The following is a 24411-nucleotide window of genomic DNA, read 5'->3' as shown; positions in this document are numbered from 1 at the left end:
GCTGATGGTCCACGAGGTAGACGACCATGGCGGTCGCCTCCACCATCGGCGCGGCCCGCATGGCCATCTCCGGCAAATCCTCCGGCCTGGCGTGGTGCGACTGTCGCAGCAGCTGCCGCAACGACTCCAGACTGCTCATACCGGCCTTTCCGTCCTCGGTTCCATGTGCGGGAAACCGCTCAAGCAACCGTGGCGCTGAAATCGGGCGATATCAGCCCTTCGCCCAAGCCCGCTACTCTCGCCGTGACCCCACTCGGCTGATCGGAGTATGCGCCACGATGAGCGCCACCGGAGATTCCGGCTCGAGCAGTGAGCCTATTGATCGGGACCGGACAAACGACGATCTGGAAGACTGGCTGTCGGATCTGCGCACCGACGTGTCGGCCGCCCCGCATGAATGGCTGGACGAGGATTCCGTCGGCAAGGAGCCGACCGACCAAGCGGTTGAGCGCAGCCCGCTGACCCGCGGGGAACACGGTACGGACGCTTCCAAGCCGGGCGGCGGTGGGCGGCACCGTGCCTGACGGTTACCGGCTCAAGGTCTCGGGACGATCCGGCGGGTCTCGTAGGCCCACATCGCGATCTCCACGCGGTTGCGGGCGCCGAGCTTGGCCATCAGGCTCGCCAGGTGCGTCTTCACCGTGCTCAGGCTGATGTGCAGGGCATCGGCGATCTCGACGTTGGTCAGCCCTTGGGCGACGGCCAGCAGCACCTCCTCCTCGCGGGTGGTGACCGGCGAGATCGGCTGAGCGGCGGGCCGCCCGGTCGGTACCTCCGCGAACGCCTGTAGCAGTCGCACTGTGACGCTCGGTGCGATGAGCGCCTCGCCGTCGGCGGCCGACCGTACGGCCTGCACCAGCAGCTCGGGCCCCGCGTCCTTGAGCAGGAACCCGCGTGCCCCTGCGCGCAGAGCGCCGTAGACGTACTCGTCCAGATCGAAGGTCGTGATCACGACCACGACCATCGGATCGGCGACGCCCGGACCGGCGATCAGCCGGGTGGCCTGCAGCCCGTCGATCTCGGGCATCCGGATGTCGAAAAGGCAGACGTCGGGTCGCAGGTCCCGGGCCAGCCGGACCGCCTCGCGCCCGTCGGCGGCCTCGCCCACCACGTCGATGTCGGGCTGGGCGTTCAGCATGATGCGCAGCCCGGTACGGATGACCGGCTGGTCATCGGCGACCAGTACGCGGATGGACACCGTTGTTCGCCCTCCCCCGTGGCAGCTCCGCCTCGACCTGCCAGCCCCGGTCGGTACCCGGCCCGGCGCTCAGCTCCCCGCCGAGCAGGGCAGCGCGCTCTCGCAGCCCGGCCAGACCGTACCCGTCGCGACCGCGGCCGGCTCGCGCGCCGTCGTCCCGGACCGTCACCCGTACCATCTGCGGTTCTCCGGTGACCTGGACCATGACCTCGGTTGCGTCCACCGCATGCCGCATGGCGTTGGTCACCGACTCCTGCACGATGCGGTAGACCGCCGCGTCCACGGCCGGGGGCAGCCCGTCCAGGTCACCGTCGAGGCCCAGGTCCACACGCAGCCGTACCCCCGGGGCGCGCAGCAGGCGCTTCAGGTCGGCGACACCGGCCGCCGGTGCGAGCTCGGCGCCGGCGCCGCTGTCGCGCAAGGTCGCGACCATGGCCCGCATTTCCTCCAGCGTGCGCGCGCCCTCCTCCTCGACCCCCTCCAGCGCCTCGACAGCAGCGGCCGGGTCAGCGCCCGCGACCACCCGGCCGGCCTGGGCACGGATCACCATCGCCGAGACGTGGTGGGCCACCGTGTCGTGCAGCTCCCGGGCGAGCCGCTCCCGCTCATGGGAGCGCACCCGCTCCAGCTGCCGTTCTCGAGCAGTCGCCCAGAACCGTACGGAGGCCCCGATCACCGCGGGCATGAGCAGGAACACGAGGCCCGCGATCTCCTCGCCGACCGGGGTGTCGTCCGTCGCAACCGAGACCGCGAAGCCCGCGAGGATCACGACGACGCCCAGCACGACCTCCCGGCCCGATCCCCACCGCGGCAACGCATACACCAGGACGAGCACCACCATGCCGGAGTACAGACCCACCGGCTCCGGCGGATCGGCCACCACCGTGGCCACCTGAAGCAGGATGATCGCGCCGAACGCCAGAGTGATCATCGCCAGCGGGCGGGTCCGGCGCCACAGGGGCAGAACGGCCAGCCAGACGCCCAACATCACGGCAACCGGCCGCCACACGACGTCGTCCCGCAGCGTGGCCTCCAGCACCACACTGCCCAGAGTCCCGGCGAGCAGCGCCCAGTCCCGCCACACCCGGCCCGGGGCGTCGGGGGACCGCGGTTCGGTCCACAGCGTTCGCACGTCGTCTCGCAGCACGGTCTCAGCCTAGGGAGCCCACCGCGCCGCGCATCGGCCGAAAGAACGGGTCGTCTCCCCGTCCGGGGACGGACGGATCCGCGACTTCCGGGCCGATGTCCGCCGGCGCCGCCGTGACGACCCTGGTCATCGGCGGTCGTGCGAATGCGGCCGACGAGGTGGTTGGAGGACCCCCATGCTCTCGAAAGCTCTCTTCCGGCTCGGTGGCAGCGCCGCCCGCCATCCGTGGCAGGTGATAGCGGCGTGGCTGCTCGCCGCCGCGCTGGCGGTCCTCGCCGCAACCGCCTTCGGCGGCCGGACCGCCGACACGATGACCGCTCCCGGACTGGACTCCCAACGGGCCGCTGAGTTGATCGAGCGGGCCGGCACCGGCCAGGAAGGGATGACCGCCCAGGTGGTCGTCACCCCCGTCGACAGCGGGGCGTCGTTCTTCGACGACGGCCCGGCGCGCGCCGCGTTGACGCGGCTGCAGGCCGAGGCGAGGCGACTCCCGCACGTGCTCGGCACCAGCGACCCGGCGGAGGCGCTCGGCCGGGGCGCGGACGCCGCCGTCAGGTCCGGCCTGGTGTCGGCCGACGGACGGATCGCCGTCGTCCGCGTGCAGTACCCCGACCAGAGCCGGCTGTCAGCCGACGACCTCGACGCTCTCGTCGACCTCGGGGACCGGCTGCGCGACGAGATGCCGCTCCGCATCGAGATGGGCGGGGACCTGTTCTTCGCCTTCTCCGACACCGGCGGCGGCACCGGCGAGCTGATCGGCCTCCTGGCCGCGGCGGCGATCCTGTTCCTGGCGTTCGGCTCGCTCACCGCCGCCGCGCTGCCGATCGGTATGGCGGTGTTCGGCCTCACCGTCGGCGTCGCCACGATGACGGTGCTCGCGCGGGTGACCGAGATCCCGACATTCGCCCCGGTGCTCGGCAGCATGGTGGGACTGGGAGTAGGCATCGACTACGCGCTGTTCGTGCTCGTCCGGCACCGCGAGTACCTGGCGCTCGGGCTCGAGCCCCACGAGGCGGCCGGGCGAGCGGTGGCCACGGCCGGGCGACCGGTCGTCTTCGCCGGCGGCACTGTGGTCGTGTCGATCCTCGGCATGGCGGTATCGAACGTGCCGTTCATGACGATGGGCGGGCTCGCGGTCTCCATCGTCGTGTTGATCATGGTGGTCGCGTCGGTGACGCTGCTGCCGGCCTTCCTCGGCGCCGCCGGCCCACGCCTGGCCCGAGTCGGGACGCTGGGTCGGCTGTTCGGCCGGGCACGGCCCGGGCAGCGGCGAGTCGCGGTGGCGGGCGCCGCGCCCGCGCCCGGCTGGCGGCGCTGGATCGGGCACGTCAACCGGCATCCGGTGCCGTACGCGGTCGGCGCGGCCGGGCTGCTCCTGGCCGCGACGCTGCCCGTCCTCGGCCTGCGCGTCGGGCTGCCCGACGACGGCTCGCTCCCGGAGAGCCGCACCGAGCGCCGAGCGTACGACCTCGTCGCCGACGGGTTCGGCCCGGGCACCAACGGTCCCCTCATCGTCGCCGTCGACCTCGCGGGCGATCCAGGATCGGCGGGCCGGGTCGCCGCAGCGATCGCCGCCGACCAGGGCATCGCCTCGGTCCTGCCGGCGCGGGTCGATCAGGCCACGGCGATCGCCACCCTCGTGGTGTTCCCCACCACCGGACCGCAGGAGCGGGCCACGGCCGATACCGTCGCCCGGCTACGCGCCGAGGTGCTCCCCGCCGCGGTGGGGCAGGGCCCGTCGCACGCCCACGTCGGCGGTGCAGCGGCCAGCCTGTCCGATGTCGGCCGCCGCACCAGCCAACGCCTACCGATCTTCATAGCCGCCGTGCTGGCGCTGTCGTTCGTGCTGCTGATGCTGGCCTTCCGGTCAGTGCTCGTACCGCTGAAGGCGGTGCTGCTGAACCTGCTGAGCATCGGCGCGGCCTACGGCGTCATGGTCGCGGTGTTCCAATGGGGCTGGGGTGGTGCGCTGATCGGACTGGAGGCGACGGTACCGATCGTGTCGTTCATCCCCATGTTCCTGTTCGCGATCCTGTTCGGCCTGTCCATGGACTACGAGGTCTTCCTCCTGTCCCGCGTACGGGAGGAGTACCTGCGAACCGGCGACAACAACGAGGCGATCGTGCAGGGCATCTCGGGCACCGCCCGGACGATCACCTCGGCCGCCCTCATCATGGTGGCGGTGTTCCTGTCCTTCGCCATCGCCGACGACCCGTCGACCAAGATGTTCGGGCTCGGCCTCGCCACCGCGATCTTCATCGACGCCACGGTGGTGCGGATGGTCCTGGTACCGGCGACCATGACGCTGCTGGGCCGGGCGAACTGGTGGCTTCCGAGGTGGCTGGACCTTGTGCTACCCGGACGCCCGGCCGGCACCGACGCCGCGAGGGACGGCACGCACGCCGATCCACAGGTGCTCGCCCGGATCCCCTGAGGAACCCCTCGCCCGCGAGGCGCCTCCGCCCGCCCTGGCGGAGGCGCCTGAACCGGCCACGACCTGGGATGCCGTCGGTCCAACGGTCGGCGCGCAGGCTGAGGAGTCATCCAGCGTGCAACCCTGAACACCGGCGTTTCCGTCGTGCCCGCAGAGCCGTGTGGGAGGAGGACCGTGAAAAGGTCCGAGGAGGACGAGTTCCGGGAGTTCGTCGGCATCCGGATGGAACGCTGGCGGCGGGCGGCGTTCCTGCTGTGCCACGACTGGCACATGGCCGACGATCTGGTCGGGACAGTCGTGGGCAAGCTCTACGAGAACTGGCGCCGGGTGTCGGCCGCCGACAACCCGGACGCGTACGCGCAGCGCGTCCTGACCCGGTCCTGGATCGACGAACACCGCCGGCCGTGGCGGCGCGAGCACCCGGCCGAGGACGTACCCGACCCCGGCTGGAGCCCGCCCGACCAGGTCGCCGACCGGGAGCAGCTGATCGCTTTGCTGTCCCGGCTCGGGCGGCGGCAACGGGCCGTCGTCGTCCTGCGGTTCTACTTCGACCACTCGGTCGAGGAGACCGCCGAGCTGCTCGGCGTCACCACCGGAACCGTCAAGAGCCAGTCCGCGCGGGCCCTGGAGTCTCTGCGCGCGCTCAGCCACGCCACGAGGAGGCACCAGTGAACCAGGCCATGCTCGACCAGCTCCTCGGCGCGGCACCGCCGTCGACTGTGGACGTGGACGGCGTCGTACGGCGTACCCGTCGCCGCCGCCGGATCCGTCGTCTGGCCGCCGGCGGATCCACCGCCGTGGCTGTCGTCGCCGCCGTCATGGTCGGCGCCAGTCTCCTGCCCGGACGAGGCCCCAACCCTGCACCCGCCCCACCGGCCGCCGTCGCGTCGCCCTCGTTGTCGCCGTCGGTGTCGCCCAGCCCGTCGGCGTTCCGGCTGCAGTCCGATACGCCGGCCGGACAGCAGCGGATCCTCGACCGGTTGCGGACCGTCCTGGAGCAGGCGGCGACCGAGCACGCTCCCGACGTGCGGTGGATCTACATGCCGGACGTGCCGGGCGAAAAGCGGACACCCGACGGGCATCCGGTGATGTTCGCGCTGGACGACAGCATGTTCCGGGCCCGGTCCGGAGTCACCGCCGACGGCCGCAAGGGCGGCTTCTACCTGTCGCTGCGAGACGTCGGGTGTGCGGCCGGGCAATCGTGCGAGCCGCTGTATGAATGCGCGCCCCCGATCGCCGACTGCCAGAGCACCCGTACCGCATCCGGGTTGCGGCTCATCCGGTACGTGGACAAGCCCGGCCGAGGCTGGCATTTCTACGGCGTCGACGTGGAACTGGCCGACCGTAGACACGCGGTGCACTTGAGCGCCGTCAACTACTTCGGCGGCGACGGCAGCGGGCCGTCCGCACCGGTGCCGGTGTTCACCCGCGCCCAGCTCGACGCGATCGCCACCGACATCGCCGAGAAGATCACCGGCTGACCCGCCGCGCAGGAACGCAGACCTCAGTAGCAGTGTGATGGCATGGCTGCGGCGGGCGCTGTGCCTCGCCTCGCCGTCAGGCGAAGGGCCGGGTGTCGAAGCTGATTCCCCCGCGGTCGGCCCTCCGCAACACCCGCGGGCCGTAGCGAGGGGGCTGACGGATGTGGAGCCCGAAGTCCCAGGCCCGGAACTTCAGGTCGAAGTCGCGGCCCCAGACGAGTGCGGGAACAAGCGGCGTCAGGCGCAACACCTCCTGTGCCTGGGTGGCGTCGGCGCTGACGACGTGCGGGCCGGCGACGGCCTCGGCCACGTCGGGGATCGTGCCGTCGCCCCACCGCCTGATCTCGTACCGGAACAGCGGTGAACGTCCGAGAAGTCGGGAACCGACCGGGCCCTCAAGGACGAGCGCGGCGGCCAGGAGGAACACCGCCAGCATCAGCGGGAAGAATTCTGGTTCAGACCCGTCGGTGAAGTGCGGTAGCGCAGCAGACCCGACACCAGCGGCCTCAGCACCGCCACGGCCGCCACCGCCGTACCGAGAAGGATCAGGCCGGCACCGAGCAGACGGCTTCCCGTGCGTACCGCCGCCGGTTGGTCCTTCTGTTGCGGTGGATCGTGGGTGACGTGGAAGACCGGGTACTGCGCGGCCACACGGTCGAAGTCGGACAGCGGTGCCCGCGGGTCGACGGGAATGTGCGGCCGAGCGCCGGGAGCGACAGCGAGATAGCGGCGCAGAACGGGCCCGCGCGCGTCGGTGTCGACGTCCTCGAGCAGGACGTTCTCGCGTATCCCGTGATGGATCACGGCGTGCCCGCCGGCGGCTCGCACATTGGCCACCCAGTTCGCCCGGGCCCCCAGCATGGACACGAAGTAGCGCTCGCCCTCGTGGTCCGCCAGGACGAGGGGGAACGTCACCGGCTTGCCGGTGCGGCGTCCGGGAACCTCCAGCATCACCCAGTTGTACGGCGCCAGTCTCCCACTACGGAACTGGAAGGCGGATATCCGGTTCAAGACGTGGGCCAGCCGGTTGGGGCGGCCGTGCTGGTACAGCCATCGGGCGAACTGAACGCGGATCGTAGTCACGGGTATCTCTCAATTCCGTGCGACAGATGCCGTCGGGCGTGACCTGTCTCGGGAGGACGACGGTGGGGCGATCGGCGTGCTGGACGCAGGCCGGCCACGGGCGGCTCAGTTGCCACCCGTGGCGGCGTGCACGAGCCGGGCAGGCGGATCGTGCACGCCGTTCGGTTCTACGTGAGCCAGGTGTTGCGGTGCACGAACGGGGTCGCCGCCCATCGGCGGCCGAGACCCCACGTGTTCCCGGCGCCCAGCAGAGCGAGCAGGACCAGGACGGCGGCATAGACGAGGTGGTCGTCCATGAACGGGTTGGTGGCCGGCGGCAGCACCGCGGTCCACATCAGCACCGTCAGCAGTGCACCGGCGGCCGCCGCGATGCGCATTCCGATGCCCAGAAGCAGGGCCATGCCGATGCCGAACAGGGCCGCCATGAACAGCACGTCGACGACGACGTTGCCGGCGATCGCGTTGTAGAAGCCCGAGAACGGGCCGGTGGCGGCCTTGCCGAGGAACCCCGCGGTGGGGCTGCCGCCGTCCAGCCACGCGTTCGCGGCGGGAGTGCTACGGCCGAGGCCGAACAGTTTGTCGAGGAACGCCCACAGGAAGACCCAGCCCAGAGCAATCCGGATACCGGCCAGCAGGTACCGCGTCGCGGTAGCCGTCCTGCCGGTGACCGAGAACGCGTTGTCCCCGGCGGGTTCGGTGCCGACGTGGCGCCTCGAGCCCTGTTGTTGTCGTTCGGTGGTGGCCACGGGTGGGGCTTCGTGATCGTTGGCGATGTTGACCATCGCGCTCACATTCCTTCAAGTGTTCATGGCACATGTTCCGCGGCGCGTCCAGCGCACCAACGGATGACTCGGGAGGCGGCGCCACCTACTCAGGGTGGCAGCCGTGCTCCTGTGCGAACGCCGGACCGGTCGAGGGCGCGTCAACCCGATGTCGGCGGAGACGGGCTCAACGGCCACCGGGGTCCCGGGCGACACCATGACCGTACGCGCATTTCGTCGAGCCCGCTGACGGGCGCCCCTGCCGGGCGCCGTGAGCAGGCGTAGGGTTGAGGTGTCGCCCGGGACCCCGGTGGCCCGGTAGTTGGCCGTTGTGTGTGTCTCGGCGTTTCTTCGCCCGCCGCAGCGACCAGGTGCGTTTCGCACACAGACTGTTCTCGGGCACGAATATCCGGCTGCAGCCGAAGTCAGGATCTCCTCATGTGGTCCCTGTGGATCGCTCTCCTCATCCTGGTGCATCTCGCTCTGGCGTTCCTCGCCGTGAAGGTCGTCAAGCAGTACGAGCAGGGAGTCCTGTTCCGGCTCGGCAAAGTCATCGCCGTCCGGAAGGCCGGCCTCACCGTGATCATCCCGTTCGTTGACGTGCTGAACCGGGTCAGCCTGCGGATCGGCACCATGCCGATGGTCGACAAACGCGCCGAGCCTCGCGCGTACGTACGCCGTACCGGCGAGGACCTGCCCGAGATCCGCGACCGGACCTGGACGCGCACGCCGTGACCCGGTCCGACGTTCAACCTTCGAGGAGAGAACCCACCATGACCGCCAACGCTGCCATCCGGGCCATCGACATCCGCGCTGAGGCCCGGGCCCTGCACGCCGCCGCCACCGTGGCCGGCCACGCCCCGTCGATCCACAACACGCAACCGTGGCGCTGGCGTCTCAGCAGCAGCGAACTCGACCTCTACCTCGATCACAGCCGGGCACTCGATGTCACCGACCCCGACTCCCGGCTCGCCATCCTCAGCTGCGGGGCCGCCCTGCATCACGCCCTGGTGAGTATCGCGGCCGCCGGCTGGCACACCGTCCTCGCCCGCATGCCGGATCCCGCGCACCCCGACCACCTCGCCCAGCTGCGCCTCGACCACCGGATCCCGGTCACCCCCGCAGCGATACGCCACCGGCAGACCATCGGGCTGCGGCACACCGACCGCCGGCCCGCCCCGAGCACACCCGTCCACACCGACAAACTTCGCGCCGTGGTCGCGGCCGTCGAGTCCACCGGCGCCGGCCTGCATCTGCTGCGACCGGACCAGGTGTACGACCTGGCCGGCGCCGCCGACCAGGCTCAGCGCGCGGAGGGCGAGGACCTTGCCTGGCAGGCCGAACTCCGCTATTGGGCCGGCGGTACCCGGTTGCTGGGCAGCGGTGTCCCGGACGCCGTCATCCCTGATCGGTCCGCCCGGACGACCGTGCCGGGCCGCGACTTCGGTCACCACGGTGACCTGTCCGTCTCCGGATCGGACGACAACGCCGCAGCGTTCGCGATCCTCTACGGACCGGAGGACGGCGAAGTGGACTGGCTCCGCGCCGGCGAAGCGCTGTCAGCCGCCTGGCTCACCGCCACCGAACTCGGCCTGTCGCTGGTGCCGCTGAGCGCCACGATCGAGGTGGCCGTCACCCGGGAACGCATGCGGAGCCTGCTCGCCGGCGTCGGCCGTCCGCATCTCGTGCTGCGTTTCACCACCCGTGACCCGGCACTCACCGCCGCCCCGCACACCCCACGGCTTCCCGCCGAGCAGGTCATCGAACGGTTCTGAAGCGGGGCGCGCGGAGCTTCCACCACGATCCAGCAAGGCGAGGACCTGTCATGACCGTACCCAATCTGCAGATCGCTCCGGATGCGTCGGGCGTCGCCCAGCCCTCCGCGGGGGCCGGCGCGGCGCCCCTCGCCGCGCTGGAGGCGAGCGGTCTGTCGTCGGGTGACGCCGCGCTGCGGCTGGCCCGTGACGGCGGCAACGTCCTGCCGGCCCGCAGGCCGCCGCCGTTGTGGCGTCGCATCGTGGCGCAACTGCGTGACCCGCTCGTGCTGGTCCTGCTGGCCGCCGCCGCCTTCACGCTGGCCACCGCCGACTTCACCGACGCATCGGTCATCCTGTTCGTGATCATCGTGAACACCACGGTCGGTGTCATCCAAGAGGTCAAAGCGGAACGGGCGATCTCCGCCCTGTCCGCGCTGACCGCACCCGCCGCCCGGGTGGTACGCGACGGCGAGCACCGTGAGGTACCGGCCGCGGACCTGGTCGTCGGTGATCTGCTCGTCCTGGCGGAAGGCGACATCGTGCCGGCCGACGCCCACGTCGTCGAGGCCAGCGCCCTGCTGATCGACGAAGCCGCGCTGACCGGGGAGTCCGCACCGGTCGACAAATCCGCAGGCCCGGACGGAGTGGCAGCGGACGTGTCCGCGGGAACGGTCGTCGTTCGTGGGCGGGGGCAGGCCGTCATCACCGCGACCGGCGCAGCCAGCGCCATGGGCCGCATCGCCGCCATGATGACGACCGCCCCCGCCATGACCCCCCTGCAGCGCCGCCTCGCCGGGGTGGGCCGGCTGCTCGCCGCCGGCGCCCTGGTGCTGTGCGCCGTCGTCCTGGCCCTGGGAGTGTTCCGGGGTCAGCCGCTCCAGCTGATGATCGTCACCGCGATCACCCTGGTCGTCGCGGCCGTCCCCGAATCCCTGCCGGCTGTCGTCACGCTCAGCCTCGCACTCGGCGCGCGCCGGATGACCGCGCGGCATGCCGTCATCCGGCGGTTGCCCGCGGTCGAGACCCTCGGCTCGGTCACCGTCCTGGCCACTGACAAGACCGGCACCCTTACCGAAGGCCAGATGGTCCTGCGACAGCTGTGGACCCCCACCGGAGAAGCCCAGGTCGAAGGATCCGGGTACGCACCGCACGGCGACATCCGCCGCGACGACACCGTGGTAGCCGACGGCGACCTCCCTGACGTGTCGCAGCTTCTGCGCGCGGCCGTGTTGTGCAACGACGGCTCGCTGCAGCCACCCGGTGGCGACAATCCCGACTGGCTGCCGGTGGGTGACCCCACCGAGGTCGCCCTGCTCACTGCCGCCGCGAAGCTCGGCATCGACCGCGAAACCCTCCACACCCACCTGCCCCGTATCGGTGAGGAACCGTTCGACAGCGTCCGCAAACGCATGTCGACAACCCACCGGCTCCCCGACGGCACAACCCGGACCGTCTGCAAAGGCGCACCCGAGGCCGTTCTGCAACCGGAAGTCCTCGCCGATCCCGCCGAGCTGATCGACCGGGCAGCGGCCCGCGCGGACGCCCTCGCCGCGGACGGCTACCGGGTCCTGGCAGTAGCCCAGGCAGACCACACACCGTCAACCGGCTCCGGCTCCCCGGAACAGGGCCTGACCCTGCTCGGCCTCGTCGCGATCCTCGACCCGCCCCGGGCCTCGGCCGGCGCGACCGTCGCCGCGTGTCAACGCGCGGGCATCACCCCGGTACTGATCACCGGCGACCATCCCGCCACCGCCGGCGCGATCGCCGTCGAACTCGGCATCATCGCCAACGGCGACGACGTGGTCGACTGCCGTACCGCCGAGCCCGGCGAACGCGCCGGGCATGGCGCCCGGGTCTTCGCCAGGGCCACCCCGCAGCAGAAGGTCGCCATCATCGACGCTCTGCGCGCCGCCGGGCAGGTCGTCGCGATGACCGGCGACGGCGTCAACGACGGCCCCGCCCTGCACCGCGCCGACATCGGCGTCGCCATGGGAAAACGCGGCACCGAAGTCGCCCGCCAAGCCGCCGACCTGGTCCTGGCCGACGACGAACTCGCCACCGTCGTCGCCGCGGCCGAGGAAGGCCGCCGCGTCTACGCCAACATCCGCCGCTTCCTGCTCTACGCCCTGTCCGGCGGCGCCGCCGAGATCGCCGTGATGCTGGCCGGACCGTTCGTCGGCCTGGCGCTGCCACTGCTGCCCGCGCAGATCCTCTGGATCAACCTGATCACTCACGGCCTGCCGGGTCTCGCCCTCGGCAGCGAACCCGTCGACCCGGACGTCATGGACCAGCCGCCGCGGCCGCCATCCGAGACGATCCTCGGCGCCGGGCTGTGGCAACGCATCCTGCGGGTGGGCACGGTCGTCGCCGCGGTCACCATCGGTGTCGGCATCTGGGCACACGCCACCGACCGCCCGTGGCAGACCCTGACCTTCCTCGCCCTCGGCGTCACCCAGCTCGCCGTCGCGCTGGGCTCCCGGGCCCAGCCCGGCACCCGAGCCAATCCGATGCTGTTCGCCGCCGTCGGCGCTGCACTGATCCTGCAGCTCGCAGGCCTCTACCTGCCACCGCTGCAGAGCCTGCTCGGCACGCAAGCGCCGGCGATCACCGACCTGATAATCGTCACCGCCGTATCCACCCTCGGTTACGCTGCGATTCGACTCGACCGGCGTGTGCACACCACGAACCGCAACCACAGGAGCCAGCCATGACCGGTCCACCCATCCTCGTCGGGGTCGACGGATCCGTACCCAGCCTGGCGGCAGTCGAGGTAGCCGTCGGAGAAGCCGCGCTGCGCCAACGTGCGGTGCGCATCGTCTACGGTGACCGCTGGGCAGGACACCCTGCTTGGGCGAACAACGACCCCGCCGGGGAACTCACCGGCGACCGCCTGTCCGAACCACAGCAAGCCATCCGAGACGCCACCGACCGCGCCGCCACCGTCCAACCAGTCACCAATCCAGTACCGGTGACCTGCGAGGTACTCCCCGGTGACCCGGCCACAGTCCTCATCCGCGAATCCGCCCACGCCGACGTACTCGTGCTCGGGCACGTCGGCCGCGGCGCCTTCGCCGAGCTGCTTCTCGGCTCCGTCGCTTTCAAGGTCGCCGCGCACGCAGCCTGCCCCGTGGTGATCACGCGAGGAGCCCAGCAGACCAGCGGTGATGTCGTGGTCGGCGTGGACGGCTCCGCCACTGACGATGCCCCGCTGCGCTTCGCCTTCCACGAGGCTTTCCTGCGCGGAGCCGACCTGCGGGCGGTACACGCGTGGAACCGTCCCGCCATCTCCCACCATGCTGTCGCCGCGCTCTCCGACACCGGACCCGAGGAGAACGCCCACGCCCAGATGCTGGACGAAGCCCTGTCAGGCTGGTCCCGGAAGTACCCCACCGTCACAGTGCACCGCCAGCTGACGACAGAACCGGCCGCCACCACCATCGTCGACGTCAGCAGGCGCGCCCAGCTCGTCGTCCTCGGAACCCGCGGGCACTCCCGGTTCCCCGGCCGGCGCCTCGGTTCGATCAGCCACGCGGTACTCCACCACGCGGCCTGCCCTGTCGCCGTGATTCGATGAACGATGCCGCAAGCATGGGCCTGTGCCTACGGCTTGACGGTGCGGAATCCCTCGAACTGGCCACTGAGGATGCGTCCGGCCTTTTCGATGATCGCCTTCGCCGAGAAGGGCTTCTCGATGAGATTGACGCCAGGGTCGAGGCGGCCCTGGGAGGCCAGGACCGGCTGGGCGTACCCGGACATGAAGAGAACCTCGATGTCGGGTCGGGCCTGCCGGATCCGCTCGGCGACTTCCTTGCCGAGCATGTTGGGCATGACCACGTCGGTGAGCAGCAGGTGGATGTCGCCCTCGTACCGGGCGGCGAGGGCGACGGCCTCGACGCCGCTCGGCGCAGTGATCACGTGGTAGCCGCTGCGGACGAAGATGCGCTCGGTGACCTCCCGCAACGCCTGTTGATCCTCCACGATGAGGACCGTCTCCCCGGAAGGGGCGCGTTCATACGGCAGCGGCTCATCGACCACGGCAACGGCTTCCATGGTCACGGGCAACAGGATGGTGAACGTGGTGCCGGTTCCGGACTGTGAGTGGATGGTGATCGATCCCCCGGTCTGGGCGACGATGCCGTACACGGTCGACAGGCCCAGACCCGTGCCCCCACCGTCGCGTTTGGTGGTGAAGAACGGCTCGAAGGCATGCTCGATGATCTCGGCCGGCATGCCGATGCCGGTGTCGCTGACCCGCAGCCGCACGTAGCGGCCGGCGTTCAGCAGCTCGTGGGTGTCGATGACGATGTTGGCGGTGTCGATGCTCAGGGTGCCGCCGTCGCTCATCGCGTCGCGCGCGTTGACCGCGAGATTGACCAGAATCTGTTCGATCTGGCCGGCGTCGGCCAGCACGAGCCACAGCCCCGCAGCCGGGTCGGTCGACAGGGTGATGTCGTCGCCGATGGTGCGGCGCAACAGGCTTTCCACGTCCCTGACGACGTGGTTGAGATCGAGCGGCCGCGGTTGGACGACCTCGCGGCGGGCGAACGCGAGAAGCTGGTGCGTCAGCTCGGCGGCGCGTTCCGCGGCGCGTCGGATCTGGTCGACGTCACGGCCGGCCGACCGCAGGCGCTCTCCCGGTTCGGCGGCCAGTTCCTCGGCGACGAACGCGGCATAGTTGAGGATCACGCCGAGCAGGTTGTTGAAATCGTGGGCGACCCCGCCGGCGAGCTGGCCGAGGATCTCCAGGCGCTGGCCCTGGTGCAGCTGAGCCTGCAGGCGCTCCCGGTCAGCTCGATCCTGGGCGCGTTCCTCGCCCATCCTGAGCTGGAACCGGTCCTGGGCCTGCTCGACCTCCACCCTCTCCTGAGCGCGTTCCTCCCTCACCCGCGTCTGGAACTGGTCCTGGCTCTGATGCACCAGGACCTTCTCCTGGGCGCGTGCTTCGCCCATCTTGAGTTGGAACCGGTCCTGGGCCTGCTCGACCTCGACCTTCTCCAGGGCGCGTTGCTCGCTCATCCTGAGCTGGAACCGGTCCTGGGCCTGCTCGACCTCGACCTTCTCCTGAGCGCGTTCCTCGCTCATCCTGAGCTGGAACCGGTCCTGGGCCTGCTCGACCTCGACCCTCTCCTGAGCGCGCTCGCGGCTCAATACGGCCTCGAAACGGTCCTGGGCGTCGGAGACCTCCACCCGCTCATTGGCGTACTCGGTGTCGATGTGAGCCTGGAACTGCAGGTCCTGGCAGTCCACGCCGGGCCGGCCCGCATCATCGACGGGTTGTCCGTCAGGGTTGACCACCTCATAGCCGTCGACGCCGTCACCGACGTCCGGCAGTTCGCCGGCCTGATGCGCGATGACCGCCACTTCCACGACAGCATCGGCGGCGTCGTAGATGGGCGAGTACGTCAACACCACGGGCACCACAGTCCCGTCGCGGCGCAGCCGCTGGGTGCGATGACTCCCCGGATTCTCGCCCGCCGCGACGCGTTGCAGGAGAATAGACTCCGCCGCCCTCAACTCAGGCGGAACGAGCACCCCCGCGTCGAGGCCGACGAGCTCAGAAGCGTGATAGCCGTACAGCATCGCCGCCGTCTTGTTGCAGTGGGCGATCACACCGGAACCCGCGATGGCGATGATTCCCCCACCGGCGGGATCGATGACCGCGTTCAGGTCGACCCGGTAGGACTCGATCCGTGTAGAGCTCGGTGCCCTGGTCATCGCCACCACCTCGGTTGTGAGAAGGTCGCGTGCCCGATGAAGTGGCCCTCATCCGCCAACACGTCAGGGGCGCGGACGGTCTCCGGAAAACCGTACCGCCGGCCGTGACAAGTTGTCGGTGAAGTCAGAAAGTGGCGTGCGTGAGTTGCCCGTTGGTTACTTGGTGGCGGGGGTCACGTACCCCAGGACGGGGCTTTCCACCGGGTCTGTGGCGGGAGCTCGTAGGGCGCTCCAGCCCAGCGTTCCGGTGACCTCTTGCAGGGCGGGCCCTACCTTCATGCCGTGTTCGTCGATGTCGAACTCGTGCAGGTGCCGACTGTGCCGGCTGTTGCGCATCTTGACGATGTTGAGCGCGCGGCCGGTTTCGGAGTTCTGCTCGATGTAGCGCATCAGGATCAGGTTGTGGAACAGGAAGGAGGTGCCGCCCACTGGTTCCGGGCTGGGGCCGAGAGTGGTGGTCTCGCTGGTGATCAGCAGCGAGGCCCCTGCGGCCCGGATGAGTCCGGTCAGGCTGCGGGCGTAGGCGGGGAAGCGTTCGGCTTCGAGCGCGGCGAACACCATCTCGGCGAGGCTGTCGATGACGACCCGATGGACGTTTCCCTCGGCGAGTTCCGCGCGGATTCGCGTACTCAGGATGTCCAGGTCGAGTTCGCCGAGGGGCACGTGGTGCACGATGAGGTCGCCCTTGGCCCGGGCGCCTTCGAGGTTCCATCCGAATCCCGCCGCCATCTTGATCAGTTGGTCGGGGGTGTCCTGAAAAGTGACGTAGAGACAGCGTTCGTCGTGGGCCACGCCTTCGGCGACGAAGCGCAACCCGAAGATCGTCTTACCGATCCCGGACGGGCCGAGCAGGACGGTGGCCTCACCGGCGCCGATCCCGCCGCCCATCAGCTCATCGAGGCCGCGAACCCCACTGGAGATCCGGCCTGTGACCTGTGCCGGGGCGCCGGGATCGACGGTCTCGATGCGGGGGAACACCTCGAAGCCGCACGCGCCGATGCGGAAGGTGTGTTTGCCTTCCAGGTGATTGGTGCCGCGCATCTTCAGCACCCGCAGCCACCGCCGGTCGATCGGCTCGCGGGGCTCATACACAAGGTGGATGATGGTGTCGGCCAGGGAGAACTCGACGTCGGCGGCCATCTCGGCGGGGGTGTACTCACCGATCAGCAGCAGCGCCGCGTCGGTATGCGCCAGGCGACTGGTCAGGTCGTAGAACGCCATCCGCAGTTCCCGTTCGCCGGTGAAGTCCCGCAGCGCCTTCGCACTGTCGATGACCACCACGGCGGGCTGCTCGTCCATCGCCTTGCGGACCACCTCGTCGACCAGCGGTTCCATCCGGCCGGGCCGGTCGTCGCGGATGAGATCGCCCAGGTGCAGGTACTCCACCGTTGACCCCAACGCCTGCGGGGTGAAGAAGTCGAACGCATCGAGGTGCCGGACCAGTTTGGAATGCGGCTCCGACAGGGTCGTGTAGTAGATCGCCTTGCGCTCGGCGCTGGCGTTGGCGAAACACATCTGCTGGGCCAGGATCGTCTTACCCGCGCCCGGTGCGCCGGCCAGTACGGTGACCGAGCCGGGCTCGAGACCACCCCCGAGGACCACGTCGAGGCCGGCAACACCGGTTGTCATGCGCATCATTCGTGGTCCGCCTTCTGTGCCAGTAGTGCGTTCGCCGCCGCCAGGATCTCGGCCGACCGGTAGGGCTTGGGCAGCACCGCGTCCGCGCCGCCGGCGAGGTGGGCGTCCCCGGTCACCGCGAGGATCGGGATCCGCGCCGTGGCCGGGTCGGTGTGCAACCGGTGGATCAGCTCGGCCCCGCCCATCACCGGCATCATCATGTCGGTGATCACCAGATCCGGGGCGCACGCGCGCACGGCCTGCAACGCGGCGGCACCGTGACCGGCATCGGTGACCTCATGACCCGCCCGGCTGAGAATTCTGCGCAGGAGGTAGCGAAGGTCAGGCTCGTCGTCGACCACCAAGATCTTGAACAACGACAGCCCCTACCCCGAAGGTGATCCCCCACACGATCGCCGTCGACAGCGCGTGTCCGTCCGTCCGGGGTCCAGGGGCAAGGCGGGACACGATGAAAACGTCAAGACGACCTCAACAGTATTGTGGGCAAAACATATCATTTACCGATTGCGGGAGAAGGAACTCGACAACACGCAATCCAGTGAGTCGCTCGGCCCGCTGACCTGCCACCACGCCTCGGCTGACCCGAGCACCCGCCTCACCCGCGGTCATCGACCCCATCCGTGCACGCAGGCGAGGTCCACCGGGCCGCGGCCAAGATCTTGACGACCGTGTGGAAGTAGCGGGTGGTCGCGTCCCGTCCGAGGATCCGCTCCTGGAAACCCTTGGCCGCGGGCGCCCGTCCTCCGATCAGGTGCCAGACCACGAACGCCTCGTGGTCGCTCACCCCGACGATCTCCATGTCGCCCTTCGGCGAGACCAGGGGCAAATCGAGATCGTCCGGCACCGGCGCGGTGGTGAAGACGACGCAGAACCGCAGGTCATCAGCGAGCGTCACGGCCTGGAACGGGTCGAGCGCCACCACGGCCTCCAGGGCCGGCACCGTACGCAGACAGACCGCTACGTCGTAGCCGAGTCGTTCACTCAGCCGGGTACGAATCCGCCGCGCCAGCACGTCCTGATCGGTCTCGTCGGACTCGAAGAAGACGTTGCCACTCTGGATGTAGCTGCGAACCCCGGTGAAACCCATATCGGTGAAGAGGCCGCGCAGGTGATCCATCTTCACCGACCGACCGGGCACGTTCAGTCCCCGCAGGAACGAGATGTGAAGCATGACCCACCGCCGCATCGTCGTGGAGCCGAAAGGCCCTGACCGCAGGATACGCACGCGGTGGCTTCTCCCGGCCAACACGGCGGACGGGAACGGGTGTGGGTCGTGGTGCCCGCAGCCCAGCGGCGCGGACCGGCGCTGAGCGCCTTGAGGTGGACGGCCCCGGTAGCGGTGTTGCACAGCACGAGGTTCAACCCGAGCGGGTTGAAGGGTGCGGCCCAGCCAAGAGGGGGCGGCTGGTCTGAGCTGAGGACGGTTGGTTGCTGCCGGCAGGTTGCGGTAGGCGGATGGTGAAGGTGGTGCCGATCCCGGGTTCGGAGGTGAAGGTGATGGTGCCGGCGTGTCGGTCGTGAATGAGGGTGTAGGCGAGCGCCAGGCCCTGCCCGGTACCGACGCCGACGGGCTTGGTGGTGAAGAAGTGCTCGAAGACCCGGTCGGCGATCTCGGGCGGGATCCCGTTCCCGGTGTCTTCGACCTCGATGACGATGACCCCCTCTTCAGCGCGGGTTCGTACGGTGAGGGTGCCGCGTCCGCGTCCGGTCGCACCGGCTTCGCCGATCGCGTGGGCGGCGTTGACGACCAGGTTGAGGACGGCCTGGTTGATGTCTCCGACGTTGCACCACACCGGGGGGAGGTCGTCGAGGTCCAGCACGACGTCCGCAACAAGTTTGATCTCACTGTTCGCGATGGTCAGGGTGGTGCGGATCGCTTCGTTCACGTCGGCGAGGCTCTTCTGGTCGCCGCCGGGGTGCGCGAACGCCTTCATCGCGCGGACGATCTTGGAGACCCGTTCGGTGCCTTCCAGGGCCTGACCGGCCGCCAACGGCAGCTCCTCGCGCAGAAACTCCAGGTCGAGGTCCGCCTCCCGTTTCGCGAACGCCTGCCGCCGCGCCTCCAGCCGATCCGGGCCGATCGGATCGGCGATGGCTTGCCGGTACTCCTCCAGGAGTGCGGTGATGCCGTCGATGGACTCGGCGATGAAGAGCAGGTTGTTCGAGATGAACTGGATCGGGGTGTTGATCTCGTGGGCCACGCCGGCGGCCAGTTGTCCCACGGACTCCAGCTTCTGCGCGTGCCGCAGCTCGCTCTCCAGGTGTCGCCGCTCGCTCACGTCCCGCAGGTGCAGGACCAACCCGGCGACCGCGGGATCGGCGGTCAGATCGGTGCGGCTGATCTCCACCCAGCGCGGGCCCGAATCGGTGCGCGTCACCCGGCACTCGAGCAACTGGCTGTCCGGCCCGCCGTCGCCGATCCACGCGGTGAACCCGTCGCGGTCCTGCGGATCAACCAGCTCGACGACCGGGCGACCGACCAGCGACACGTCCTGGGCTCCCAGGATGTCCGCCGACGCGGAACTGGCGTAGGTCAGGATCCCCTCGCGATCGCACACCAGCGTGAGCCCGGAGGAGCGCTGGACCAGCGACCGGAACCGCTCTGCGAGGGCATTGTCGAGCGAGACCGCGAGCTGTCCGGCGATCAGGACGACCGCGTCCAGTCGATAGCTGCTGAAGACGCCGGGACTGAGCGTGTTCTCCATCAGCAGCATCGCCCGGAGCGTGCCCCGGCTGATGATCGGCATGACCAGCAGTGAGCAACTGCTCATGCCCTTCAGGTGCGGGTCGCGGGAGAAGCGGTCGTCGCAGGTCGCGTCCGGTACGACGAGTGGTTCCCGGGTGCGCTCGGCGTACCGGAAGGCGGAAAGGCAGATCATTCCCGCCGCGCCGGCTTCTCCCGCGCGCAGGGCGGCCTCCGGATCCCGGCCGTTCTGGCCGTCGGAGGCCGGCAGGAACCAGTCCCGCGCGTCCTCGTTCCACAGCAGCAGCCGCACGGAGGTCGCGCCGGTCAGCGCGGTGAGTACTTCCACGACGCGGATCCGCAGGGTGTCGAGGTTCGTCTCGGAACTGAGTGCCTGCGAGGCCCTCACCACCGCCAGCAGGTCGATGGTGTCGGACGAGGCCATGGTGCTGTGTGCGGAGCCGCGCAACCGGTTGCCGGCCCGGCCGTGCGACGACCGCAGGGACGGGAACTCCCGGTGCAGCGCGACGACCTTGGCGTCGGCTCCCCAGCGGTCGTACCGGTCGCGGGTCTCCGCGAGCAGGATCCGGCCGACCTGGTCCAGGCCGTGGGCCAGGTGAAAGCGTGCGGCCCGTTCGGTGATCATCGCCGCGTGCCCGGGACGGCGGCTTCCGGACCGGCTCATCGCCGCGTCGAAGTGCCGGACGGCGCTGCGGAAGTCGTCCTGGGCCCAGGCACGCTCGGCGTCGAGCCAGCTCACCAGGTGTGCGAAGTTCTCGGGGGCGGTGCCGGCGCGGGCCGCCAGCCAGCTCCGGTCGGCGTCGAACTCGGCCAGCAGAGCGGGCCGCTCGCTCGGTGGCGCCGCGGTGGCTGCCGCCGCCACAGCCAGTCCGTGCAGGAGATAGATCATCGCCGACGAGTACAGCCCTGGGCGATGGTGCACCAGGCGGATCGCTGACGCCGAGTACGAGGTGAGCCCTGCGACATCGCCGAAGACGGCCGCCGCGAGCGCTCGGAGGTAGTGCAGTTTGCAGACGGCGGCCGAGTTCTCGGAAGTCTCGGCCAGGTACGCGAGCTCGTCGAACTCGCTGTCGTCGAAGCTCCCCGGCGCATCGGTCTCGCCGCGCAGACAGCGCAGGAACTGCTGGTAACTCCGGCCGCCCGCGGTGAGGCTCTCGTCGCCGCTACGGGCCCACAGAGCCATCGCCGCGCGGTTCTCGACCACGCAGTCATCGAGGGTCGGGGCGCAGTCGAGCATCGCCCACAAGGTGTTGATGTAGGCGAAGGAGGCGAACTGCAGTTCCCCGTAGCGCAGCAGACACTCGCGGGCGGTCCGGGACAGCCGGGCCACCTCCTCGAGGGGCTCGAACCAAGGCGTGCCGAAGGTGGCGAGGGTGTCGCGCAGCTGTGCGGTCTCCGGCTCGTAGGCGTGGGCCTCGCTGACGCTCAAGACCCGCCGGCAGACGCGGTAGCCGAGCGCGTAGTCCTGCCGGATCGAGATGCCGAGCACGGAGATGGCGCCCAAGCAGGGCACAAGCTCCCGGCTGGGGCCGTGCTCGGCCCAGAGCCGGTGTGCCGTGAACATCAACCATGGCAACAGCGGATGCTGAAAGTAGAAGGCGGCGGGAACGATCCGTGCAATGAGGCGGGCCGCGGCCACGGCCCGCGGATCGCCGGACTCCGACCGGTCGAGCTCGTCGGGTGACGGGCCTTCGGCGACCCAGCGGTAGAGCACGTCCATGCCGCGCTCCAGCTCCGCGGCGATGGAGTCCGGGGCAGGTGGCGGAAAATCGAGTTCGGTCAACAGATCGATACCCAAAGTCACAGCTTCGTGCGGGCGGGCCCGTCGGGTCAGGCTCGTCATCTGCAGAGCGGCGGTCACGGCCGAATCAACCGGGTCGGGTACGCGCCGCTTGATCTCCTCGTAGAGCTGATCGGCTTCTTCCAGGCGCACGAGATTGACCAACGACGCGTGCCGGTCGATCAACAAACGCGTGACCAGCTCGTTCGCCGCGCCCGAGGGGTCGGTCGGGCCGGTCCGGAGCAGGGTGAGTGCGGCTGCCTGGAAACGCTCTGCCTGCGGCTGGTTGATGAGCCGGCTCTGCGCCGCCGCCGCCTGGAACAGCTGGGCCACCCGGTACTGCTCCGCCGCGTCCGTCACGTCCGCCACACCGGCCAGGTACTGCTCGGCTGCGGCCTCCTGAAGGTGCGCGTGCGCGGCCAGCCGCCGGGCCAGCTCCACGTGCAACAAGGAGCGTGGTTGCGCGCCCAGCCGGGCGATCGCGGCCTGCTGGACCCGCTCATGCCGGAACCGGACCGCCTGCGCAGCGTCGTGGACCATCACGAGCAGACCGTCCTCGAGGGCCGGCATCAGTGACTCGACCGCGTCGGCCACGTCGAGGCCGGTGGCGACCGCGAACAGGGCTACCTCCACCTCCCCGCCGAGGCAGGCGAGGACCTCGAGCAATTGCGCCGTGCCGGCGGGTAGATGTCCGATCCGCTCGGCCAGCAGATGGGCGATGTCACCGATGCCGATGTGGGTCCGGACCTCGCCGGCATCCCATCGCCAGCCGGCGTCGTCGGCTCTGAGGATCCCCTCGCGACGTAGGGCGTTGACCAACTCCACCGTGTCGTACGGATTGCCGGCGGTGTGCACGTTGATCGCGTCGGCGAGGTCGGCGGCCCCTTCGTCAGGCATCCGCAACATGCCCGCCAGCAGGGTGCCGAGGTGCGCCGGCGGCAAGTTCACCAGGTTCAGCCGCGCCGGGGCCACGTCGAGTCGCGCCCAGCGTGCCTGCATGGCCGAGAACGGGGAACCGTCCACCTCGCAGTCCCGGTAAGCACCGACCAACAGCAGGCCGGGCAGATCCTCGGCTGTCAGGACTGCGTCCAGGAATTCGATCGGGTACGCGCCCGCCCACTGCAGGTTGTCGATCACCATGACGATCGGCCGTTCGGGCGAGACCACGGCACGAAGGACGCCCAGTGCGGCCTGGCGCAACCGAACGGCCAATCGACGGGTGTCGCCGACATCGAGCTGCGCGGGCACCACGTCGAGCAGGATGGCGTACTCGGGGCAGACCGCGGCGACAAGACCGGCGTCCGCGCCGACGGTCCGCGCGATCCGCGCCCGCACCGCGCTCACCTGCGCCTCCGGTTCGGCCAGCAGAAGCCGGCCGAGGGCCCGCATCACCTGCGCCACCGCGTCTGTGGAGACGTCCTGCCGGTACTGGTCGAACTTGCCCTGGACGTACCAACCGTCCGCTGCCGCCACGATCGGCCGCAGCTCCCCGGCGAGCACGGTCTTGCCGACCCCGGGACCGCCCGTGATCAGCAGGACCCGTTCCTGACCGGTCATGGCAAGGTCGAAGGCCCTCCGCAGCGCATCCAGCTCGGCCTCCCGGCCGACCAGCCGGGACGGCGCGCAGATCCGCATCGGGAAGTCGTGCTCGCCAAGGACGAACCGGACGTCCTGGATGGGGTCGGCTGCGAGCAGAGCGGCCCGCAGCCGCGCAAGGTCGTGCACCAGCCCTGAGGCGCTCTGGTACCGCCGGTCCGGTTCCTTCTCCAGCAGTCTCAGGATGATGTCGGAGAGAATCGTCGGCACCGCCTCGTTCGCCTCACTGGGCGCGGTGGGGATGCGCGCCAGGTGATCGTGGATGAGTGCGAGCATGTCGGCGCTCTGCTCCCCGAACGGCGGCGCGCCCACCGCCAGCTCGTACAAGGTCGCACCGACGGCGTACAGGTCGGTGCGGTGGTCGACGCCTCGGCCGGTGCGGCCCGTCTGCTCGGGGGCCAGGTAGGCCGGCGTCCCGGCGAGCGTGGTCTCGTGCACGAAGCCGAGCACTTGCTCCGGTGCGGTCGACGCCAGGTCCCAGTCGATCAGGAACGGCTGTTGCCCGGGCCCGGCCACCAGAATGTTCGCGGGGTTGACGTCCAGGTGCAGCACTCCCGCGCGGTGCACCCCCGCCAGCACCTGGACCAGGCTCAACGCGAAGGAGACCAGATCGAGCACTTCGGTACGGGTCCGCACCCCGTGACCGGCCCGGCTCAGGCCCCGCAAGTCGGCGAGCGAGACGCCACCGACATCGATCAGCGCGAATCCGGTCGCGCCCGGAGCCGCCTTCGCCAGTTGGGCCACCCCCGGGACGCCGGCCAACCGGGAGAGAATGGCCACCTCCCGGCGAAGCCGTTCGGCGGCGCCCGGGCCCAGGGGCTCCTTCCAGATCACGCCACCGGGCTCCCCGCCCGCGGCGGGCGACCGGATCACCCGGGCGCGTTCGCTCTCATACAGTACGGTGCCACCGGGCCGCACTGCCCCGGCGTCGCGCTCGGCCCCCTCGGCGTCAGTCATCGCTACTACTATCGGCAGCCAACCCGGATGCCGTAACGACGAACGGGACACCCGGGGAATCGGTTCTGGGTGCTGGACCATCGCCTCCGACAGTCCGCCGGTCAGACACAGCGCTGAAACAGCTTCCATGGCAACCGTGACCAGGCTGGTCTCCGGACGG

General features: G+C 70.0%; 18 protein-coding genes. 8 read left to right on the top strand and 10 right to left on the bottom strand.

What is annotated here, in order from left to right:
- Positions 1 to 278 precede the first annotated feature (278 nt).
- A complete protein-coding gene (locus tag Aau02nite_RS45210; RefSeq protein ID WP_212994874.1) occupies positions 279 to 524 on the top strand; it encodes a hypothetical protein in 246 nt (81 codons plus the stop codon).
- A gap of 11 nt (positions 525 to 535) precedes the next feature.
- On the opposite strand, the gene Aau02nite_RS45205 is transcribed toward Aau02nite_RS45210, so the two are convergent.
- Complete coding sequence (locus tag Aau02nite_RS45205) at positions 536 to 1198, bottom strand: response regulator (RefSeq protein WP_212994873.1); 663 nt, start codon at positions 1196 to 1198, stop codon at positions 536 to 538.
- Positions 1170 to 2345, bottom strand: a complete 1176-nt coding sequence (locus Aau02nite_RS45200; RefSeq protein WP_212994872.1) for a sensor histidine kinase — start codon at positions 2343 to 2345, stop codon at positions 1170 to 1172. Before Aau02nite_RS45200 ends, Aau02nite_RS45205 begins: the two co-directional genes overlap by 29 nt.
- A gap of 175 nt (positions 2346 to 2520) precedes the next feature.
- On the opposite strand from Aau02nite_RS45200, the gene Aau02nite_RS45195 reads away from it, so the two are divergent.
- The 3 genes from Aau02nite_RS45195 to Aau02nite_RS45185 all read left to right on the top strand — a co-directional run bounded on the left by Aau02nite_RS45195 (position 2521) and on the right by Aau02nite_RS45185 (position 6260).
- Positions 2521 to 4779 carry an MMPL family transporter gene (locus Aau02nite_RS45195; RefSeq protein ID WP_212994871.1) on the top strand — a complete coding sequence of 753 codons (2259 nt, stop codon included), beginning with the start codon at positions 2521 to 2523 and terminating at the stop codon, positions 4777 to 4779.
- Between the two features lie 174 nt (positions 4780 to 4953).
- Complete coding sequence (locus tag Aau02nite_RS45190) at positions 4954 to 5451, top strand: SigE family RNA polymerase sigma factor (RefSeq protein ID WP_212994870.1); 498 nt, start codon at positions 4954 to 4956, stop codon at positions 5449 to 5451.
- Complete coding sequence (locus Aau02nite_RS45185; RefSeq protein ID WP_212994869.1) at positions 5448 to 6260, top strand: hypothetical protein; 813 nt, start codon at positions 5448 to 5450, stop codon at positions 6258 to 6260. Before Aau02nite_RS45190 ends, Aau02nite_RS45185 begins: the two co-directional genes overlap by 4 nt.
- A gap of 76 nt (positions 6261 to 6336) precedes the next feature.
- Here the strand turns inward: Aau02nite_RS45185 and Aau02nite_RS45180 are convergent, their stop codons facing one another.
- The 3 genes from Aau02nite_RS45180 to Aau02nite_RS45170 form a co-directional block, all read right to left on the bottom strand.
- Positions 6337 to 6696, bottom strand: coding sequence for a hypothetical protein (locus tag Aau02nite_RS45180; RefSeq protein WP_212994868.1), 360 nt, complete (start codon positions 6694 to 6696; stop codon positions 6337 to 6339).
- Entirely contained in the window at positions 6696 to 7343 is a 648-nt protein-coding gene (locus Aau02nite_RS45175; protein ID WP_281421198.1) for a nitroreductase/quinone reductase family protein, read from the bottom strand. The genes Aau02nite_RS45180 and Aau02nite_RS45175 overlap by 1 nt, the downstream gene beginning before the upstream one ends.
- A 167-nt stretch (positions 7344 to 7510) precedes the next feature.
- Positions 7511 to 8125, bottom strand: coding sequence for a DoxX family membrane protein (locus tag Aau02nite_RS45170; protein WP_212994867.1), 615 nt, complete (start codon positions 8123 to 8125; stop codon positions 7511 to 7513).
- Positions 8126 to 8542: 417 nt separating this feature from the next.
- Between Aau02nite_RS45170 and Aau02nite_RS45165 the strand changes: the two genes are divergently transcribed.
- Genes Aau02nite_RS45165 through Aau02nite_RS45150 form a run of 4 tightly spaced genes read left to right on the top strand, consistent with a single transcriptional unit; the run spans position 8543 to position 13435 of the window.
- Positions 8543 to 8839 (top strand): SPFH domain-containing protein, encoded by a 297-nt coding sequence (locus tag Aau02nite_RS45165; RefSeq protein WP_212994866.1) that lies wholly within the window; start codon positions 8543 to 8545, stop codon positions 8837 to 8839.
- Positions 8840 to 8877: 38 nt separating this feature from the next.
- Positions 8878 to 9879, top strand: a complete 1002-nt coding sequence (locus Aau02nite_RS45160) for an Acg family FMN-binding oxidoreductase (RefSeq protein ID WP_212994865.1) — start codon at positions 8878 to 8880, stop codon at positions 9877 to 9879.
- A gap of 50 nt (positions 9880 to 9929) precedes the next feature.
- A complete protein-coding gene (locus Aau02nite_RS45155; protein WP_212994864.1) occupies positions 9930 to 12572 on the top strand; it encodes a cation-translocating P-type ATPase in 2643 nt (880 codons plus the stop codon).
- Entirely contained in the window at positions 12569 to 13435 is an 867-nt protein-coding gene (locus Aau02nite_RS45150; RefSeq protein ID WP_212994863.1) for a universal stress protein, read from the top strand. Before Aau02nite_RS45155 ends, Aau02nite_RS45150 begins: the two co-directional genes overlap by 4 nt.
- Positions 13436 to 13461: 26 nt before the next feature.
- On the opposite strand, the gene Aau02nite_RS45145 is transcribed toward Aau02nite_RS45150, so the two are convergent.
- From Aau02nite_RS45145 to Aau02nite_RS45125, 5 genes are all read right to left on the bottom strand, one after another.
- The gene (locus Aau02nite_RS45145) at positions 13462 to 15576 is read right to left on the bottom strand and encodes an ATP-binding protein (RefSeq protein ID WP_212994862.1); all 2115 of its coding nucleotides are present in this window, start codon (positions 15574 to 15576) and stop codon (positions 13462 to 13464) included.
- 156 nt (positions 15577 to 15732) lie between these two features.
- On the bottom strand, positions 15733 to 17205 hold the full coding sequence (locus Aau02nite_RS45140) for a DUF7125 family protein (RefSeq protein ID WP_307857988.1): 1473 nt from the start codon (positions 17203 to 17205) through the stop codon (positions 15733 to 15735).
- Between the two features lie 5 nt (positions 17206 to 17210).
- On the bottom strand, positions 17211 to 17570 hold the full coding sequence (locus Aau02nite_RS45135; RefSeq protein WP_212994860.1) for a response regulator: 360 nt from the start codon (positions 17568 to 17570) through the stop codon (positions 17211 to 17213).
- Between the two features lie 239 nt (positions 17571 to 17809).
- The gene (locus tag Aau02nite_RS45130; protein ID WP_212994859.1) at positions 17810 to 18385 is read right to left on the bottom strand and encodes a DUF1697 domain-containing protein; all 576 of its coding nucleotides are present in this window, start codon (positions 18383 to 18385) and stop codon (positions 17810 to 17812) included.
- A gap of 187 nt (positions 18386 to 18572) precedes the next feature.
- A complete protein-coding gene (locus Aau02nite_RS45125) occupies positions 18573 to 24380 on the bottom strand; it encodes an AAA family ATPase (protein ID WP_212994858.1) in 5808 nt (1935 codons plus the stop codon).
- Positions 24381 to 24411: the final 31 nt, after the last annotated feature.

The sequence above is a fragment of the Actinoplanes auranticolor genome (assembly GCF_018332655.1).
Taxonomy (GTDB): Bacteria; Actinomycetota; Actinomycetes; order Mycobacteriales; family Micromonosporaceae; genus Actinoplanes; species Actinoplanes auranticolor.
Note: the sequence above shows the minus strand (reverse complement) of the source record. Positions and strands in the feature narration are given on the sequence as shown.